The organism is Rhizobium sp. USDA 3886, from assembly GCF_056279785.1.
In genome coordinates this window covers 236,867-253,742 of record NZ_JBWCDC010000003.1, presented here as the reverse complement: position 1 = coordinate 253,742, position 16,876 = coordinate 236,867, and the positions used below count along the sequence as shown (strand labels likewise).

Sequence of the window (16,876 nt, the reverse complement as noted above, 5' to 3'; positions counted from 1 at the left end):
TAGCTATCGAAAAAAGGGGAACTGACATGACGACCGAAACGAAAACCACCAAGACGGAGAAGGGCATTTCCCGCCGTTCGCTGCTGAAGACGGGCGCTGCTGCAGTCGGCGCTGCCGCCGGCTCGGGCCTGATCACCGGCTTTCCGACGATCTGGGCGCAGTCCAGCATCACGCTCCGCCAGTTCGGCACGGGCGTCTCCAACATCAATGCGATCGCCGAACAGTGCAAAAAGGATCTCGGGATCACGCTCGAAATGACGGCAACGGACTCGGATGCTGCTGCACAGCGCGCCGTCACCCAGCCGGACAGCTATGACATCGCCGACATCGAATACTGGATTGCCAAGAAGGTCTTCCCGACCGGCGTTCTTCAGCCAATGGATACGTCGAAGCTGAAATATTTCGACAAGATCGTGCCGCTGTTCATCAACGGCAAGATGAAACCGGACAGCGTCATTGCGCAGGGTACTGCACCACATACGGTGGGCTTCGTCGAAGGGGTCGATTCCAAGACCTTCGCCAAGGAACCGACGAAATGGATGACGATGGTTCCGACCATCTACAACGCCGATACGCTCGGCATCCGTCCGGACCTTGTCGGCCGTGAAATCACGACCTGGGCCGACATCATGGACCCGAAGTTCAAGGGCAAGACCTCGATCCTCAACATCCCGTCGATCGGCATCATGGATGCGGCGATGATCATGGAAGCCATGGGCAACATCAAGTATGCCGACAAGGGCAACATGACCAAGGAAGAGATCGACAAGACGATCGAGTTCCTGATCAAGGCAAAGAGCGAAGGCCAGTTCCGCGCCTTCTGGAAGAGCTTCGATGAGTCGGTCAACCTGATGGCGTCGGGCGAAGTCGTCATCCAGTCCATGTGGTCGCCGGCTGTCGCCGCTGTCCGTTCCAAGGGTATTGCCTGCAAGTACCAGCCCCTCAAGGAAGGCTACCGCGCATGGGGCGGCGGTCTCGGCATTGCCTCGCACCTCCAGGGCGCTCAGCTCGACGCCGCCTACGAGTACATCAACTGGTACACGTCCGGCTGGGTCGGCGGCTACCTCAACCGCCAGGGCTACTATTCCGCCTGCATGGAAACCGCCAAGGGCTTCATGTCGGCTGACGAATGGGGCTACTGGATCGAGGGCAAGCCGGCCCAGGGCGACATCCTCTCGCCGGAAGGCAAGGTGATGGAAAAGGCGGGTGCGGTGCGCGATGGCGGATCCTTCGAGGCCCGCATGGGTGCTGTCGCCTGCTGGAATTCGGTCATGGACGAAGACCGCTACATGCTCCGCCGCTGGAACGAGTTCATCGCTGCCTAAGGTGCTCGCCGCTTTCCCCTCCCAAGCCTCCCACGCAGGGAGGCAGCCGGAGAGGTTGCGGCAGAAAAACGCCCTTCCCCCGTGGGAGGTCGCGGAGGGGTCTTTCGGATCCCTTCCATCCCTGGTTTCCGCAATGTCCGAGAGGATGGCAGATGGCAACGATCGCTTCCACACAACCCAGTGAGAAGGCTGAGCGCGTTCGAAGCGGCGGCTTTCGCCTGCCGCTTTCCGCGATCTCCTATCTCCAGGCGTTGCCGCTCTTCCTGATCCTCGGCTTCTTCTTCCTGCTGCCGATCGCGATGATCGCGCTCGTCAGCTTCTGGGATTATGACTTCGCAGGGCTCTATCCCGCCTTCCTCACCATGAACTACACCGATACGCTCGGTTCGTGGGTCACCTGGAAGACCTATCTCAATACGCTCAAATTCACCGTCATCGTTTGGGCGCTGACGCTTTTCATCGGCTTCTGGGTCGCCTATTTCCTGGCGTTCCATATCCGCAAGACCTCAACGCAGATGATCCTCTTCCTTGTCTGCACGGTCCCCTTCATGACGTCGAACATCATCCGCATGATCTCGTGGATTCCGGTGCTCGGTCGCAATGGGCTCGTAAACACGACATTGATCGAGACGGGGCTCATCCCGCAGCCGATCGAGTGGCTGCTCTATTCCGATTTCGCCGTCGTCCTCGCCATGGTGCATCTTTACACACTCTTCATGGTGACGCCGATCTTCAACACGCTGATGCGTATCGACCGCTCGCTGTTCGAGGCGGCACGCGATGCCGGTGCCAGCGGCTGGCAGATCCTCTGGAACGTCGCCATCCCGCTTGCAAAACCCGGCATGGCGATCGGCACCATCTTCGTCGTGACGCTGGTAATGGCAGATTTTTCGACGGTGCAGGTCATGTCCGGTGGCCAGAGCGCTTCCGTCGCACTGATGATGAAAAACCAGATGTCGCTGCTGCAGTATCCGGCCGCTGCCGCCAACGCCGTGGTGCTTCTGGTCGTCGTGCTCTTGATGGTCGCCGCCATCCTGCGCGTCGTCGACATCCGCAAGGAGCTTTGAGATGAACCACGAAAAGCGGACCTTCGAATTCTACGTGCTTGCGGTCTTTTTTATCGTCTTCGTGCTCTTTCTCTACGGCCCGCTCTCGGCGATTGTCATCCTATCATTCCAGGGGCCGGACGGCGGCCTGACCTTCCCGCTGAACGGCGTGTCGGTTCACTGGTTCTTCAACCTTTTCGAAAAGCAGGCCGTCGGCGACTTTGGGGCCTCGTTTAAACGCTCCTTCACGCTGGGGCTGATGGTCATGGTCGTCACCGTCGTCGTGTCGCTGCTCGCAGGCCTTGCCTTCCGCCGGAAATTCCGCGGCTCGACCGCACTGTTTTATGCGACCGTTGCGAGCCTCGTTGTTCCATCGATCATCATTTCCCTCGGCATCGGCGTCGTCTTCCAGCAGGGCGGCCTGAAGCCCGCCTGGTATTCCTCGGCTTTCGGCGCGCACCTCACCTGGACGCTGCCGTTTGGCGTGCTCATCATGTTTGCCGTCTTCAACCGGTTCTCTCCCGCCTACGAGGAAGCCGCGCGTGATCTCGGCGCCAGCGCATGGCAGACTTTCCGGCACGTCGTTCTGCCGATGATCCTGCCGAGCCTGATCGGCGTCGGTCTCTTCGGTTTCACGCTCTCCTATGACGAATTCGCCCGCACGCTGATGACGTCGGGCACCTACAACACGCTCCCGCTCGAAATCTACGGCATGACGACGAACGTCACGACGCCGGTGCTCTATGCGCTCGGAACGGTGACGACGCTCTTCTCCTTCACCATCATCCTCGTCGCGCTCGGCATCATGATGATGCTCAGCCGGCAGCAGGCAAAGATCAGCTGACATGCGCATATTGATGGTAAATCCCAATACGACGGCTTCGATGACCGAAAAGGCTGCGGTCGCCGCGCGCGCTGTCGCCGCGACAGGGACGGAAATCATCGCCGTCACGTCCCGTATGGGGCCAGTTTCGATCGAGGGCCATTATGATGGGGCGCTCGCGATCCCGGGACTGCTGATGGAGCTGAAGGAACGCCAGGGCGTCGGCTACGATGCCGCAATCATCGCCTGCTTCGATGATACTGGCCTCGATGCTGCGCGCACGATCGCCGATGTACCGGTGCTCGGCCTTTGCGAATCCGCCGTGGCGACGGCTGGCTTTCTGGCGCAGCGCTTCACCGTCGTCACCACGCTGGAACGCTCCCGCGTACTCATTGACAATCTTGTCCGCCGCTACGGCATGGGCGGCCGGGCGAGGGTGAGGGCGTCCGACATCCCGGTGCTGGAACTCGAAAACGAGGCCTCAGGTGCCATCGGAAAGCTCCGCGCCGAAATCGAAAGGGCCCTGTCCGAGGATGGTGCCGAAGCGATCGTGCTCGGCTGCGCGGGCATGACCGATCTCGCGCGCGATCTGCAGGAGATCTATGGCGTTCCGGTCGTCGATGGCGTTGCCGCGGCCGTGAAGCAGGCTGAAGCGCTGGTTTCGCTCGGGCTTTCGACCAGCAAGCGCGGCTCTTATGCCTCGCCGGTTCCCAAGCCCTTCACGGGCGCAATGAGCAGCTTTGCCCCGATGCGGACAGCAAGCTGAGATGAGCATCTCCTTCGACTTTACGGCACTGAGCGAGCGCGAGCGCTACAAGCTGATGATCGGCACGATCGTTCCGCGGCCGATCGCCCTGGTGACGACGGTCGATGAGAACGGCCGCATCAATGCCGCGCCCTTTTCCTTCTTCAACTGCCTATCGGCCGATCCACCGATCCTGGCGCTCGGCGTCGAGAACCATCCGGACATGTCCTTTAAGGATACTGCCCACAATATCCGCATGACCGAGGTTTTCACCGTCAACATGGTCTCCTTTGCGATCGCCGAGGCGATGCATGTGTGCGGCGCGAAATTTCCGCGCGGTGTCGACGAATTGAAGCAGGCTGGTCTGACGGCCATGCCCGGCGAAAAGGTCGTTTCGCCATGGATTGCGGAAGCTCCTGCCGCCTTCGAATGCCGCCGGCATCTCACGCTGGAGCTTGGCAAATCGCGGCAGATCATCTTGGGTGAGATCATCTATGCGCATTACCGCGACGGGGTAGTCGATCCCGAGCGGCTGCGTGTCGACCCGGCCGAGGTCGATGCCATTGCGCGTCTCGGTGGCGACACCTGCAGCACGATCCGCGATCGCTTCGAAATGCTGACGCCGAAGCTCTAACGCATTCTTTTCAAATCGAAAGATCACGGCAAGCATCCTGCCCAACAGGCCGTTCACCGGCCTGTGCACATCGTTTTAAAACTGATTTTCTGATACAAAACAAAATACTTGAATAAAAAAACTTCCCAGAATAGCTTGGCAAAAAATCAGATTCAATAAACGAGGAACATCCATGCGGGCTAAAGCGACCCTTAACCGGGAATTCACGATTTCAACCGTCGACAAGCGCGTCTACGGCTCCTTCCTGGAGCACATGGGCCGTGCGGTTTATACCGGAATTTATGAACCAGGCCATGAAAAAGCGGACAAGGACGGCTTTCGGACCGACGTTCTTGATATGGTCCGCGACCTCGACATGCCGATCGTGCGGTATCCCGGCGGCAATTTCGTTTCGGCCTATCATTGGGAAGACGGCATCGGCCCGCGGGACCAGCGTCCGACGCGGCTTGATCTCGCGTGGCGGACGCGTGAAACCAATCAGATGGGCATCAACGAATTCGCCGACTGGTCGAAGCTCGCAAATACCGAGATGATGCTCGCCATGAACCTCGGCTCGCGCGGTCTGAACGATGCGCGCAACTTCCTCGAATATTGCAATCATCCGGGCGGAACGTACTGGAGCGACCTTCGCGTCAAGCACGGTTACAAAGATCCGCACAATGTCCGTATCTGGTGTCTCGGAAACGAAATGGACGGTCCCTGGCAGGTCGGCCACAAGAGTGCCGCCGAATACGGTCACCTCGCCAATGAGGTCAGCAAGGCCTTCAAGTATTTCGACAAGACTTTGGAGACAGTGGTCTGCGGCTCGTCGAACGACAAGATGAAGAGTTATCCCGAATGGGAAGCGACGGTTCTCGATGCCAGCTATGACAGCGTCGACTATATTTCGCTGCACAAGTACTTCGGCAATGAAGAAAACGACACGCTGAACTACTATGCCAAGGCGATCGAGCTCGACCGCTATATCGTCACCATCGGCGGTGTGATCGACTACATCAAGGCGAAGAAGCGGTCGAAGCGCGACGTGAAGATCTGCTTCGACGAATGGAACGTCTGGTATCACGACCGCAAGGAAGACGGCGAGCGTATCGCCAGCTGGGATTGGCCGGAAGCGCCGCCGCTTCTCGAGGAGCATTATAATCTCGAGGATGCGATTTTCGTCGCTTCGCTGATCAATGTCTTCATCCGCCGCTCCGACCGCGTCAAGATCGCCTGCATGGCGCAGCTGGTGAACGTGATTGCACCGATCCTTACCAGGGCAGGCGGCCCTGCATGGCGCCAGTCGATCTATTATCCGCTGCAGTTTGCCTCGAAATACGGGCGCGGCACGGCACTGACCGTTTCCGCCTCCGGTCCGACCTATGACTGCGATGTTGCCCAGGACGTTCCCTATCTCGACCTGTCGGCAGTGCTGCATGACGACGGCAAGAGCATTGCGCTCTTTGCGGTAAACCGCAGCCTTAACGAGGCGATGGACTTGAGCGTCGACCTGCAGGGCTTCAAGGGCCTCAAGGTCATGCAGCATCACGTCATGACCGGCGAGGACCTGAAAGCCAGGAACTCGGTCGAGGACCAGAACCGCATCGTTCCCAAGGCGGGGTCGGGTCTTTCCGTCACCGACGAGGGCGCGCTCATCGGTTCGCTGCCGGCGAAGTCCTATCATTTCATACTGCTGTCTGTTGCTTCGGCGTAACTGATTGCCATGGGGCGGCGGGGGAGCCGCCCTGATGAAAACGACAATCGGGAGGATGCATGTCTGGTATCAAGCTGACGAACGTCAGCAAGTCGTTCGGCGCGTTCAAGGTCATTCATGGCGTCGATATCGAGATCGAACAGGGTGAGTTTGCAGTCTTTGTCGGCCCTTCGGGCTGCGGAAAGTCGACGTTGCTCAGAATGATCGCGGGACTGGAGGAGACGAGCGGCGGGGAAATCCGTATCGAGAACGACGACGTGACGCACAGGGAGGCCTCCAAGCGCGGCGTGGCGATGGTCTTCCAGTCCTACGCGCTTTATCCGCATCTCTCCGTTTTCGAAAACATGGCGTTTAGCCTATCGATCGCACGCCGGCCGAAGGCGGAGATTCAGCAGAAGGTAAAGGCGGCGGCGGATATTCTGCGTCTCGGCGACTACCTCGGTCACAAGCCGAGCCAGCTTTCCGGCGGCCAACGTCAGCGCGTGGCGATCGGCCGGGCGATCGTGCGCGAGCCGCGCGTCTTCCTGTTCGATGAACCGCTGTCCAACCTTGATGCGGAACTGCGCGTGAAGATGCGCATGGAGATCGCCCGTCTGCACCGGCAGATCGGCGCGACCATGGTCTACGTCACGCATGACCAGGTGGAGGCGATGACGCTTGCCGACAAGATCGTCGTGCTGAGGGACGGTGTCGTCCAGCAGGTCGGCGCGCCGCTCGAACTTTATCGGGATCCGCAAAACATGTTTGTCGCAGGCTTCATCGGCTCGCCGGGCATGAACTTCCTGAAGGCAAAAGTCATGAGCGCCGGGCAAGGCTCCTTGCGGGTCGAGCTTGACGACGCGCCCGGCCAACCATTCGACCTGCCGACCGGCGCGAGCCTCACGCGGGGCACATCTGTCCATGTCGGCGTCCGTCCCGAGCATATCGGGCTTGGGGCGGGCGAAGGCACCGTGACGCTTGCGGCCGTGGCCGAGTTCACCGAGGAGCTGGGAGGGACCGGCTACCTGCACATCCTGACTAAAAGCGGCACGGAAATGACGGTCGAGTGCCGCGACAGCCGCCCGCAGCCCAAGGAAAAGATCAGCCTCTCTCTGAGAGTGCCCGAAATGCTGGCCTTCGATAGCGAAGGCAGAAGGCTCAGCTGATACCCGGAATCTGGGCGTCTGAACCCGGATTTCGGAAGTAAATGCTGGAATGAGGATTGTGGGCCTTGGAGGAGGTTCGCAGCGAAAGCCATTCCGTGCCGCGGGATGGTCATAACCGATGCTTTAATCGAGGAGGAACCGACGTGAAAAAGATATTGAAACTGGCCGTTTCGGCGGCAATCGCATTGCTGCCCTCGGCAGCCGCATTCGCACAGACGGACGTTACCTGGTGGGACTTCTTAAGCGGAGGCGACGGCGTCCGCATGAAGGCGCTGATCAAGGAGTTCAACGATACCCATCCGGATATCAAGATCAACGCGACGACGCTTGAATGGGGCGTTCCCTTCTATACCAAGGTGCAGACGTCCGCGGCCGTCGGTCAGCAGCCTGACATCATGACCTACCATATGTCGCGATATCCGCTCGCCGTGCCGACCGGCATCCTCCGGCCATTCTCAGATGGGGAGCTTGCTGCTGCCGGAATCAAGAAGGAGAATTACGTCGATGCGGCCTGGAAACAGGCGACTTTCGACAACAAGGTCTATGGCATCCCCTTCGACGTTCATTCACTCGTTCTCTACTACAACAAGACCATTCTGAAAGAGGCCGGCTTGCTCGGTGACGACGGCCTGCCCAAGGGCCTCGACGGGCTCGACAATTTCAATGCCGCGCTTGAAAAGATCAAGGCGACCGCCAAGGTCGAGTATCCGCTGTCGCTGCACACTGACGAAGGCGGCTCGATGTGGCGTGTCTTCTATACCTTGCTCGCCCAGCAGGGCGCGAAGTTCATCGAGGGAGACGAGATCTTGCCGGGCGATGCCGGTGTCAATGCCCTGAAGACCATGGCAAACTGGGTCTCCACCGGCTATTCGCCGAAGCTGATTTCCTATGAAGCCTCGATTGCGCTTTTTACCTCCGGCAAGGCCGCCATGCATATCAACGGCGTCTGGGAGGTGCCGACGATGGTCGACTTGCAGAAGAACGGCAATCTCGGCTTTGAATGGGGCGCCATCGAAATTCCGAACCTTATGGGCACCCAGGCGACCTGGGCGGACTCGCACTCCTTCGCGATCCCCAACAGCGATGCCAAGCCGATCTCTCCCGAGAAGGTGAAAATCGTGCTCGAGATTATCGACTGGATGAATGAGCATAGCATCTCCTGGGCAAGCGCGGGTCACATTCCTGCCTACAAGCCGGTGACCGACAGCAAGGAGTTCAAGGAAATGCAGCCGAACGCGACCTATGCCAAGCTCGCAGACACCGCCGCATTCGATCCGGTCTCCAAACTCGCAGGCGTTGCCGGCCCGATTTACGAAGCGACGCAGAACTTCGTGGTTCCGGCATTGAACGGCCAGCTCGAACCGGAAGACGCGATCGAGCAGATGCGCGAAGAATTGAAGAGCCAGATGTGAGAATGCGCCGGCCGGAGCCAACCTCCGGCCGGCGTCTGCTCTTGAGGGAGAAGCTCAGTGTTCAGAAATGAAAGACGAGGCAAGACACTGACGGCGATCATCATGATCACGCCGTTTCTGACCGCATATCTGATCGTGTTTGCCTACCCGGTCTACAAGATGTTCGCCTTGAGCTTCACCGATGCGCCGCTCATCGGCGAGGGCCAGTGGGTCGGCTTTGGCAACTATGTGAAGCTTTTCGGCCAGAAGCTCTTCTATACGTCCGTGTGGAACACCGGATATTTCGTCGTGCTGACCGTCATTCCGAACACGCTGATTGGCCTTGGCCTGGCGTTGATGGTCGTGCGCTTGAAGGGGTGGCTGCAGAGCCTGATACTCGTGCTCTTCTTCATCCCCTATATCCTGCCAGTATCGGTCGTGACGCAGATATGGCAATGGGTTCTCGACCAGCAGTTCGGCATCGCGCAGCACATCATCGAATTCCTCACCGGCAAGCGCATCAGTGTGTTCCGTGACCCCGTCTGGGCGATGCCGATGGTGGCACTCGTGACGGTCTGGTGGACGAACGGCTTCAACCTTTTGCTCTTCATCGCCGGACTGCGCAACATTCCGCAGGATTATTACGAGGCTGCGATGCTCGACGGTGCGACACGTCTCCAGTGCTTCCGTCGCATCACCTGGCCGCTGATCTGGCCGGTTACGGCGCTCGTTCTCACGCTGCAGCTCATCCTGCAGCTGAAGATCTTCGACCAGGTCTATCTGATGACCGAGGGCGGACCGTTCAATTCCACCTATGTGCTGCTGCAGCTCGTCTATCGCGAGGCTTTCCGCCTCAACCACGGTGGCGTCGGCTCGGCAGTCGCGGTGATGCTCTTCCTGATCATCGTCGTCGTTTCCGTGCTGCAATATCAGCTTCTGCGCGTAAGGGAGCGCTGACACATGCCCGGCAAGACCATCGGTAACGCGCTTCTTCTCGTTCTCACCTTCTGCATTGCCTGCATGTGGGCTTTCCCGATCTACTGGGCGGTCGTCACATCGATCAAGCCCGAGCAGGAGGTCGTGACGAAAACGACCTTCATTCCGGACGTCTTCAACTTCTCCGCCTATTACTTTGCCCTTTTTCAGACCAATCTCGCCACCTGGTACCTGAATTCGATCGTGACCTCGATAACCGTCACCGTCGTCGTCATCGTCATCAGCGTGATGTGCGCCTATGCGCTGTCGCAGATCGTGTTTCCGGGGCGAAAGCTGCTCTACGGCATCATCCTCGCGAGCTTCATGGTGCCGTCGCAAGCCCTTGTGGTATCGCAATTCGTGCTCATGCACCGGCTGGATCTGATCAACACCTGGGGCGGCATCATTCTGCCGCAGCTGATCGTGCCCGTCGTCGTCATCGTCTACAAGCAGTTCTTCGATTCCGTTCCGAAAGAACTGCGCGAGGCGGCAAAGCTCGACGGGTGCGGCGAATTCCAGATCCTCTTCAAGCTCTATCTGCCACTGAACTGGGGCATTACCACAGCGCTTGCGATCATCACCTACATCATGGCCTGGAACGCCTTCCTGTGGCCCTTCCTCGTCACGAGCTCCGAGAACATGATGACGGTCACCGTCGGCATTACCCAGATCAGCGATGCCTTCGGCGTCAAATATGCCCGTGACATGGCCGTCGCGATCCTCGCCGCCATGCCGGTCGCAGTGGCTTATCTGCTCTTCCAGAAGCGTGTGACACAGGCGCTCATGCTCTCTTCCGGCATCAAGGGGTAAGACGAATGAAGCATACCTTTTGGGCCGAGGTGAGAAGGCCCCGCCGGTCCGCGATTGCTCTCCCGAGGCGCGGGCCGGCACCTTTAGAAAAGACGGCGACACTGTCCATGCCGCATGATATCAGCAAAATACAACCAAGAAAGACTGGAGAACCGGTAGTCGAGCATGGAGACTAAGCTTCTAACAGTCGATCCGATGAAGGATGGCGAAGTCGTCCACGCCCTCGGTTCAGCGACGCGCATCGAAATGCTCAATCTGCTGCGCCAGAAAGGCCCTTTGAATGTCAACGACATCGCCGGTCACATGGGCTTGCCGCAGTCGACGACGGCGACCAATTTGAAGGCGCTGGAACAGGCGGGTCTTATCCAGACGCAGACGATGAAGGCGACGAAAGGCAATCAGAAGGTCTGCTCCAGCATCTACGACGAGATTCTTATCCGCTTCGACACGAACGGCACGAAGTCCTCCGGCGACGTCGTTACCGTCAGCATGCCAATCGGGCTCTTTACGGAATTCGAAGTGGAGGCGCCCTGCGGCCTGTGCTCGGTCAATAATGTCATCGGCATGCTGGACGTGCAGGAAGTTTTCCTCGACCCGCAGCGCATGCAGGCCGGGCTTTTGTGGTTCACCCGTGGCTACGTGGAATACAAATTTCCGAACAATGCCAGGGTCACGGGCAGAAAGATCCGCAAGATGGAGTTTTCGGCCGAGCTCAGCTCCGAGACGCCGGCGACCAATGCCAACTGGCCGTCCGATATTTCGATCTGGGTGAATGGCATCAAGGCCGGCCACTGGACGTCGCCCGGTGATTTCGGTGACCGGCGCGGCATGTATTCGCCCGCCTGGTGGAAACTCAGCGGCTCGCAATACGGCAAGCTCAAGACCTGGACGATCGACGACAAAGGAACCTGGATCGATGGTGCGATGGTCTCGACACAGACGATCGTCTCGCTTGGCATCGCCGATCATCATTCCATTCGCTTCCGCATCGGCATTGACGAGAAGGCGGACAATCCGGGCGGCATGAACATTTTCGGCAAGGGTTTCGGGGATTTCGACCAGGATCTGGTCATGTCGATCTACTTTTGAGGCGAACCTGGATATGGTAGGGGCTCGCCTCCTGCCATGTCAGCGAGCCCCATGAATGTCATCGACTTGGTCGAGTCCGGTGACAGCAGCCAAACGCCGCTTTTGACAAAAAAGTTCCTGTCTGGCGCGGAAACTAGGCAGGCCCCCACCTCTTCTGGACAGTGCAGCGATTGTGGTCGCTCGACACTCCGCAGGTCATCGATCGATTTCACCGCCGGATCATTCCGTCGTCTTCCATGCCGCAGTTCCTACAGTTTCCAGTAGTAGACGGCGAATCGTCTTTGGCCTATCGATGAACCCATGCGATCGTCCCTGGAACATCTGCCGGAAGAAAAGCAGCGCGAGCTTGCTCGCATCGTTGCGATCATCCATGAGGAGTTCGCCGACGCGCTGTCAGGGACGTCGGCCGCCTTCAAGAAGCGCGGCCGGATCTTAAAGATTCTGCTTTTTGGTTCGTATAGCCGCGGCACGTGGGTCGACGAGCCGCACACGATGAAGGGCTACCGCTCCGACTACGACATCCTGGTGCTGGTCAATTCCAAGCAGCTGGCGGAACCGCAGTACTGGGACAAAACCACCGACCGGCTGATGTGGGACAAAGGCGTGAAGACGCCGGTCGGGCTGATCGTCCATGGCGCCAGGGAGGTGAACAACTTTCTGGCCGACGGCCAGTATTTCTTCGTCGACATCCTGCGCGAGGGCATCGTGCTCTACGAGCTCGACGACCGGCCGCTGGCCGAACCGAAAAAGCTCTCCGCCGCCGATGCGTACAGGGTGGCGAAGGAGCATGTCACCCTACATCTACCGGAAATCGGCGATCTGATTGACGGGTCACGGTTCTATCTGGCGAAAGGAAACCACCGTCGCGCCGTCTTTGAGCTCCACCAAGCGGTCGAAACTGCCTATTCCTGTCTGCTTCTGACGCTGACCAACTACAGTCCGCCGTCGCACAATCTGAAATTCCTCCGCGGGTTGGCCGAAGATCAGGACCGCCGGCTGATCGACGCCTGGCCGCGTGACCAGCACCGCTATACCGCTTGGTACAACATCCTCAACGAATCCTATGTCAAGGCGCGCTACTCGAAGCACTTCGAGATCACCGACGAGGCGCTAAGCTGGCTGCTTGAGCGGACCGAGCATCTCCATCAGATTGTCGCGACCATCTGCCAGGAGCGCCTTGCGGAGTTGGAACGGGCAACCGTTTGACGATTCCGCTGAATTCGGCATTAGGGCCGTGCTATCGGGAACAGATCATCGGCGACGGCCAAGATGGCTTTGTCGCTCTCTCCAAGAGAGTAAAATAAAATAGCCCTGATATGCGCGGCACTCGCATCAGCGCGACAGCGATGACGGAGACCGGTGGCACCCTTCGTCGGAGTTAAAAGGCAACTCGAAAGCCGCGTTAGCCCGGCCGGCGTAGCCCTCACGGCCGTCTCAATCGGTCGTCCCTGACAGACTACCGACTACGACAAGCCTCCCCCTTGCAACAGAACTATTGGACGCTCTGCCCTGTAAAGCGATCTCGTCCGTGCCAAAACTCGCAAACTGGACACCATTCGCCTTCGTAATCGACCCCTTCTTGGTGAGGGCACCCAATGATGCCATCGGTCATCACGACGGATCGCGCCTGATGCTCCTCGATAAATTCGAGTATCTCACGGGCAATGGCGGGGTCGGCGCGGACATCGCCGCGTTCCACTTTCCAGTCGCGCAACTCTTCCACTGCTGCATTCTCGGATGGGACGATGCCAACAGCGACCTTTGTTGCTTGGCTCAGGTTCGGACCGTAGAAGGCAATCGTCGCAATTGGCCATCCCCGCAATCCCTTCCGGGCTTTCTTACTCAGGCGCTTGAGAAACCGATCTTCCAACATGTTGCGCTTTCGCGACCACTAGCGACCATGCGGGCTATAGCTGCTGCATTCCTGCAGGAGTTGATCGCGCTCTTGCATGAGATCCGCTGCAAACTCATCCACAAGCCGCGATCTTGCCCTTTGTGGCGGCAGGATCTGCAATGTCACGAAGGTGACTGCGGGAAGCAAGGGGCGGGCAACGAGTCCTGCTTTTTCGTATCCCTCTGACACGTAGCTTAGGACGTTGGCGACGCCCACGCCCACGCCTTCGATCGCAAGTTGGCAGACTGTGGCTGAGAATTGCGTTTCCACGATCATGCGAGGCGACACACCCTGGGCGGCGAGATGACGGTCGAGCTGCTTTCGAGCGGTGTCCTCAGGCGCGAGACAGATCAGGCGTTCCTGTTCGAGGTCAAGCGGGCTCACGATACGTTTACTTTCGAGTGCGTGACCTTTTCGGAACACACATACACCGTAACTTTCAATGAAAGGCTCGGCGACCAGATTGGTAGTGTCGATCTCATCGGCACAAAGCCCAAAATCGAACAAACCGCTCGCCACCAGATCACGAACTGCAGACGAGCCCGCGATTTCGAAGGTAATCGATACGGCGGGCCGGTGCTTCAAATACTTGGCGATCACTCGCGGCATGAAGCTCAGGCCCAGAGCGGCGGAACTCGCGACCTTGAGCGAACCTGTCCCCACTTCCCGGATGCGTGCTGCCGCTTGTTTCAACCTATCAAGGCCAGCGTGGGCGGCCTGAACCTCGCGGTAAAGCAGAAGAGCTTCCGGCGTCGCCGTAAGCCGGGGGCCAGAGCGTTCGAACAGCTTGAGTTTGGTTGTGTCTTCGAGCCGCTTCAAACCACGACTGACGCCAGGCTGCGAAATTCCCAGTAGATCAGCAGCTCTCGTGGTCGAGCCCGTTTTCATGACGGCGCTAAATATTTCAATCAGGGCAAGGTTCATGGCGATCCATTATAACCACAGTGAATGATTTGGTGATCACTATACATTTGTGGCGGCTCAATCACACGGCTACTGTCGGAAGCAGCCAAGGAAACATTAAATATGCACGACGACACCAGATGCCTTCAGACAAACGACGCCACAGCCCCACTCGGCTTTCAAAGCCTGTCCTTTCCTGTGTTCCGTGGCTCTACGGTCGTATTCCCTACGGTCGATGCCTATCAACGCCGTCGCGAGACTTTCTACGATGGTTATTCCTACGGGCTTTACGGCACCCCAACCTCGCGGGCTCTCGAAGCGCGCATCGCGTCGCTGGAATGCGGAACCTACTCCCACGTTGTGCCGTCTGGTCTTGCTGCCATAGTCTTGACAATTCTGGCGGTGGCCAAAGCGGGCGATCAGGTGCTGCTCCCGGACAGTGTATATGATCCGGTAAGAACACTGTCCGATAACTTTCTCTCATTTCTAGGAATTGAGGTCGGCTATTACGATCCGCTGATCGGGGGTGGGATTGCGGCACTCCTCCACGACCGCGTCAGGCTGGTCTTGGTCGAATCGCCTGGCTCGGCAACGATGGAAATTCAGGACATGGCGGCGATTGTAAAGGCCGCACGGGCAAGCGGCTCGCTCGTGGCCGCTGACAACACGTGGGCGACCCCGCTTCGGCTCAAACCGCTAGCGATGGGGATCGACTTCTCCATCTGTGCTGTGTCGAAATATCTCTCCGGCCACTCGGACGTGCTGATGGGGTCAGTCGCCGTCCGCGATGAAACCCTCTACCGACGCCTTCGGGATGTATCGCGTTATCTTGGTTACGGTGTGTCGCCAGAAGACTGCTCGCTTGTCATGCGAGGTATCGAGACGCTCCCCATTCGTCTCGATCGCTCAGAAGCGAATGCCCTGGCGATTGCAAAGTGGCTTCAGGAGCGCCCTGAAGTTCTGAGCGTTCTACACCCGGCGCTTCCTTCCCACCCCGGGCACGAATTGTGGCAACGCGACTTCCTGGGATCTTCGGGCTTGTTCTCTGTGGTTTTGCAATCGTGGACGCGCCCGCGCGTCGCATCGGCGATCGAATCCTTGGAGTTCTTCAGCATAGGGGCAAGTTGGGGCGGCACGAAAAGCATCGTGGCTGTGATTGATCCACAGCCGGTCCGGACAACGACCAGAACCGACATACAGGGGCCCCTGATCCGCTTCAGTATCGGCTTGGAGCATGTCGATGATCTGCTGGCCGATCTCGAGAAATCATTTCGGATCCTGGCGGCCGAGATGGTGGAACCTTCCATGCCCACCCGGCGGGAAATCTAGATATCCAATCAAGAAAAAAGGGAACACGAACATGAAACTTAGAACTTTCAAATCGCTGGCCTTTGCCAGTATCGCTATCGCTACCTCAGCCATGCTGGGAGCGCCGGCGGAAGCTCAAACTGTCGTAAACAAGATCAAGGAGCGCGGTTATGTGAGCTGCGGTGCTAGCCAAGGCGTGCCGGGGCTCTCGCGGCCGGACGAGAAAGGCTACTACCGTGGCTTCGACTCCGACATTTGCCGGGCCTTTGCGGTCGCCATCCTGGGCGACAAGGACAAAATCCGCTTTGTGCCACTTAACGCAGGCCAGCGGTTCCCGGCGCTGCAGACGGGCGAGATCGACATTCTCTCCCGGACATCAACCTTGACCTACACGCGCGATATGGTGGTCCGCTTCGTATGGCTAACCCTCTACGACGTGGACGGACTCCTCGTTCGCAAGGCGGACAATATCACAGACCCCAAACAACTGGATGGCAGGACGGTCTGCCTGCAGGGTGGTGGCAGCCTTACGGAAACAGCAATCCAGGAGACCGAAGAAGAGCACAACATATCGATGCAGAAGGTTTACTTTGATTCTACGATACAGGCGCGGGATGCCTTTTTCGGCGGACGTTGCGACAGTTACGTCACCGACGGCACTGCCGCAGCCGGACAACGTGCCTCGGTCGCCAAGAACCCGGACGACTACGCCATTATTAGAGTCGGAAATACCGTCGAACCGAACGGGGTCGCAATCGCACGCGGTGACGACCAATTGTTCGATATCGTCCGCTGGACCGTCAACGCGCTACTTTGGGCCGAGGCCAACGGTATCGACTCGAAAAACATCGATGAGAAACTCAAAACAGGAAGCGTTGAAGTGAAGCGCGTTTTGGGAGAGGAGCCCGGTTTCGGCAAGCCAATCGGGCTTGATGACAAGTGGGTCTACAACGTCATCAAACAGATGGGCAGCTACGCGGAAATTTGGGACAACAATCTTGGAATGAAGAGCCCACTTAAAGTCGCACGCGGTATGAACGCCCTGGCCAAGGATGGTGGGTTGAACTACCCGCTTCCGTGGAACTGACACTACTA

The 16,876-nt window shown here is 58.5% G+C and carries 16 protein-coding genes; 14 read left to right on the top strand and 2 right to left on the bottom strand.

The features are described from left to right. Positions 1-26 precede the first annotated feature (26 nt). From ACZ9BX_RS24020 to ACZ9BX_RS23965, 12 genes are all read left to right on the top strand, one after another. The gene (locus tag ACZ9BX_RS24020; protein ID WP_476220562.1) at positions 27-1,325 is read left to right on the top strand and encodes an ABC transporter substrate-binding protein; all 1,299 of its coding nucleotides are present in this window, start codon (positions 27-29) and stop codon (positions 1,323-1,325) included. A 152-nt stretch (positions 1,326-1,477) separates the two neighbouring features. Next, positions 1,478-2,392, top strand: coding sequence for an ABC transporter permease (locus tag ACZ9BX_RS24015; RefSeq protein WP_476220561.1), 915 nt, complete (start codon positions 1,478-1,480; stop codon positions 2,390-2,392). A gap of 1 nt (position 2,393) precedes the next feature. Beyond that, positions 2,394-3,215, top strand: a complete 822-nt coding sequence (locus ACZ9BX_RS24010; protein WP_027511462.1) for an ABC transporter permease — start codon at positions 2,394-2,396, stop codon at positions 3,213-3,215. 1 nt (position 3,216) lies between these two features. Next, a complete protein-coding gene (locus ACZ9BX_RS24005; RefSeq protein ID WP_476220559.1) occupies positions 3,217-3,960 on the top strand; it encodes an aspartate/glutamate racemase family protein in 744 nt (247 codons plus the stop codon). Position 3,961: 1 nt separating this feature from the next. Further along, on the top strand, positions 3,962-4,573 hold the full coding sequence (locus ACZ9BX_RS24000) for a flavin reductase family protein (protein ID WP_476220557.1): 612 nt from the start codon (positions 3,962-3,964) through the stop codon (positions 4,571-4,573). A 172-nt stretch (positions 4,574-4,745) separates the two neighbouring features. Beyond that, complete coding sequence (gene arfA / locus ACZ9BX_RS23995; RefSeq protein WP_476220555.1) at positions 4,746-6,266, top strand: arabinosylfuranosidase ArfA; 1,521 nt, start codon at positions 4,746-4,748, stop codon at positions 6,264-6,266. A 59-nt stretch (positions 6,267-6,325) separates the two neighbouring features. Then, positions 6,326-7,411, top strand: a complete 1,086-nt coding sequence (locus tag ACZ9BX_RS23990) for an ABC transporter ATP-binding protein (RefSeq protein WP_476220554.1) — start codon at positions 6,326-6,328, stop codon at positions 7,409-7,411. A 143-nt stretch (positions 7,412-7,554) separates the two neighbouring features. Beyond that, complete coding sequence (locus tag ACZ9BX_RS23985; protein WP_476220553.1) at positions 7,555-8,823, top strand: ABC transporter substrate-binding protein; 1,269 nt, start codon at positions 7,555-7,557, stop codon at positions 8,821-8,823. A 102-nt stretch (positions 8,824-8,925) separates the two neighbouring features. After that, positions 8,926-9,759, top strand: coding sequence for a carbohydrate ABC transporter permease (locus ACZ9BX_RS23980; protein ID WP_476223019.1), 834 nt, complete (start codon positions 8,926-8,928; stop codon positions 9,757-9,759). A gap of 3 nt (positions 9,760-9,762) precedes the next feature. Beyond that, positions 9,763-10,587 carry a carbohydrate ABC transporter permease gene (locus ACZ9BX_RS23975; RefSeq protein ID WP_476220552.1) on the top strand — a complete coding sequence of 275 codons (825 nt, stop codon included), beginning with the start codon at positions 9,763-9,765 and terminating at the stop codon, positions 10,585-10,587. A gap of 165 nt (positions 10,588-10,752) precedes the next feature. After that, positions 10,753-11,676: an ArsR/SmtB family transcription factor gene (locus ACZ9BX_RS23970; RefSeq protein ID WP_132558673.1), complete on the top strand. Its 924-nt coding sequence runs from the start codon at positions 10,753-10,755 to the stop codon at positions 11,674-11,676. 300 nt (positions 11,677-11,976) lie between these two features. Further along, positions 11,977-12,882 carry a nucleotidyltransferase and HEPN domain-containing protein gene (locus tag ACZ9BX_RS23965; RefSeq protein ID WP_476220549.1) on the top strand — a complete coding sequence of 302 codons (906 nt, stop codon included), beginning with the start codon at positions 11,977-11,979 and terminating at the stop codon, positions 12,880-12,882. Between the two features lie 286 nt (positions 12,883-13,168). Here the strand turns inward: ACZ9BX_RS23965 and ACZ9BX_RS23960 are convergent, their stop codons facing one another. Next, a complete protein-coding gene (locus ACZ9BX_RS23960) occupies positions 13,169-13,549 on the bottom strand; it encodes a hypothetical protein (RefSeq protein WP_476220548.1) in 381 nt (126 codons plus the stop codon). An 18-nt stretch (positions 13,550-13,567) separates the two neighbouring features. Then, positions 13,568-14,494 (bottom strand): LysR substrate-binding domain-containing protein, encoded by a 927-nt coding sequence (locus ACZ9BX_RS23955; protein WP_476220546.1) that lies wholly within the window; start codon positions 14,492-14,494, stop codon positions 13,568-13,570. Between the two features lie 102 nt (positions 14,495-14,596). Between ACZ9BX_RS23955 and metC the strand changes: the two genes are divergently transcribed. Both metC and ACZ9BX_RS23945 read left to right on the top strand, forming a co-directional pair. Further along, positions 14,597-15,802 carry a cystathionine beta-lyase gene (gene metC, locus ACZ9BX_RS23950; RefSeq protein WP_476220545.1) on the top strand — a complete coding sequence of 402 codons (1,206 nt, stop codon included), beginning with the start codon at positions 14,597-14,599 and terminating at the stop codon, positions 15,800-15,802. A 31-nt stretch (positions 15,803-15,833) separates the two neighbouring features. Further along, on the top strand, positions 15,834-16,868 hold the full coding sequence (locus ACZ9BX_RS23945) for a transporter substrate-binding domain-containing protein (protein ID WP_027513038.1): 1,035 nt from the start codon (positions 15,834-15,836) through the stop codon (positions 16,866-16,868). Positions 16,869-16,876 lie beyond the last annotated feature (8 nt).

Bases quoted from the DNA above. Each gene is read 5' to 3' on its own strand.
- ACZ9BX_RS23975 (WP_476220552.1), top strand. From the start codon at position 9,763: ATGCCCGGCAAGACCATCGGTAACGCGCTTCTTCTCGTTCTCACCTTC.
- ACZ9BX_RS24020 (WP_476220562.1), top strand. From the start codon at position 27: ATGACGACCGAAACGAAAACCACCAAGACGGAGAAGGGCATTTCCCGC.
- ACZ9BX_RS24010 (WP_027511462.1), top strand. From the start codon at position 2,394: ATGAACCACGAAAAGCGGACCTTCGAATTCTACGTGCTTGCGGTCTTT.
- ACZ9BX_RS23980 (WP_476223019.1), top strand. From the start codon at position 8,926: ATGATCACGCCGTTTCTGACCGCATATCTGATCGTGTTTGCCTACCCG.
- arfA (WP_476220555.1), top strand. From the start codon at position 4,746: ATGCGGGCTAAAGCGACCCTTAACCGGGAATTCACGATTTCAACCGTC.
- ACZ9BX_RS23965 (WP_476220549.1), top strand. From the start codon at position 11,977: ATGCGATCGTCCCTGGAACATCTGCCGGAAGAAAAGCAGCGCGAGCTT.
- ACZ9BX_RS24005 (WP_476220559.1), top strand. From the start codon at position 3,217: ATGCGCATATTGATGGTAAATCCCAATACGACGGCTTCGATGACCGAA.
- ACZ9BX_RS23960 (WP_476220548.1), bottom strand. From the start codon at position 13,549: ATGTTGGAAGATCGGTTTCTCAAGCGCCTGAGTAAGAAAGCCCGGAAG.
- ACZ9BX_RS24015 (WP_476220561.1), top strand. From the start codon at position 1,478: ATGGCAACGATCGCTTCCACACAACCCAGTGAGAAGGCTGAGCGCGTT.
- ACZ9BX_RS23990 (WP_476220554.1), top strand. From the start codon at position 6,326: ATGTCTGGTATCAAGCTGACGAACGTCAGCAAGTCGTTCGGCGCGTTC.
- ACZ9BX_RS23945 (WP_027513038.1), top strand. From the start codon at position 15,834: ATGAAACTTAGAACTTTCAAATCGCTGGCCTTTGCCAGTATCGCTATC.
- ACZ9BX_RS24000 (WP_476220557.1), top strand. From the start codon at position 3,962: ATGAGCATCTCCTTCGACTTTACGGCACTGAGCGAGCGCGAGCGCTAC.
- metC (WP_476220545.1), top strand. From the start codon at position 14,597: ATGCACGACGACACCAGATGCCTTCAGACAAACGACGCCACAGCCCCA.
- ACZ9BX_RS23970 (WP_132558673.1), top strand. From the start codon at position 10,753: ATGGAGACTAAGCTTCTAACAGTCGATCCGATGAAGGATGGCGAAGTC.
- ACZ9BX_RS23955 (WP_476220546.1), bottom strand. From the start codon at position 14,494: ATGAACCTTGCCCTGATTGAAATATTTAGCGCCGTCATGAAAACGGGC.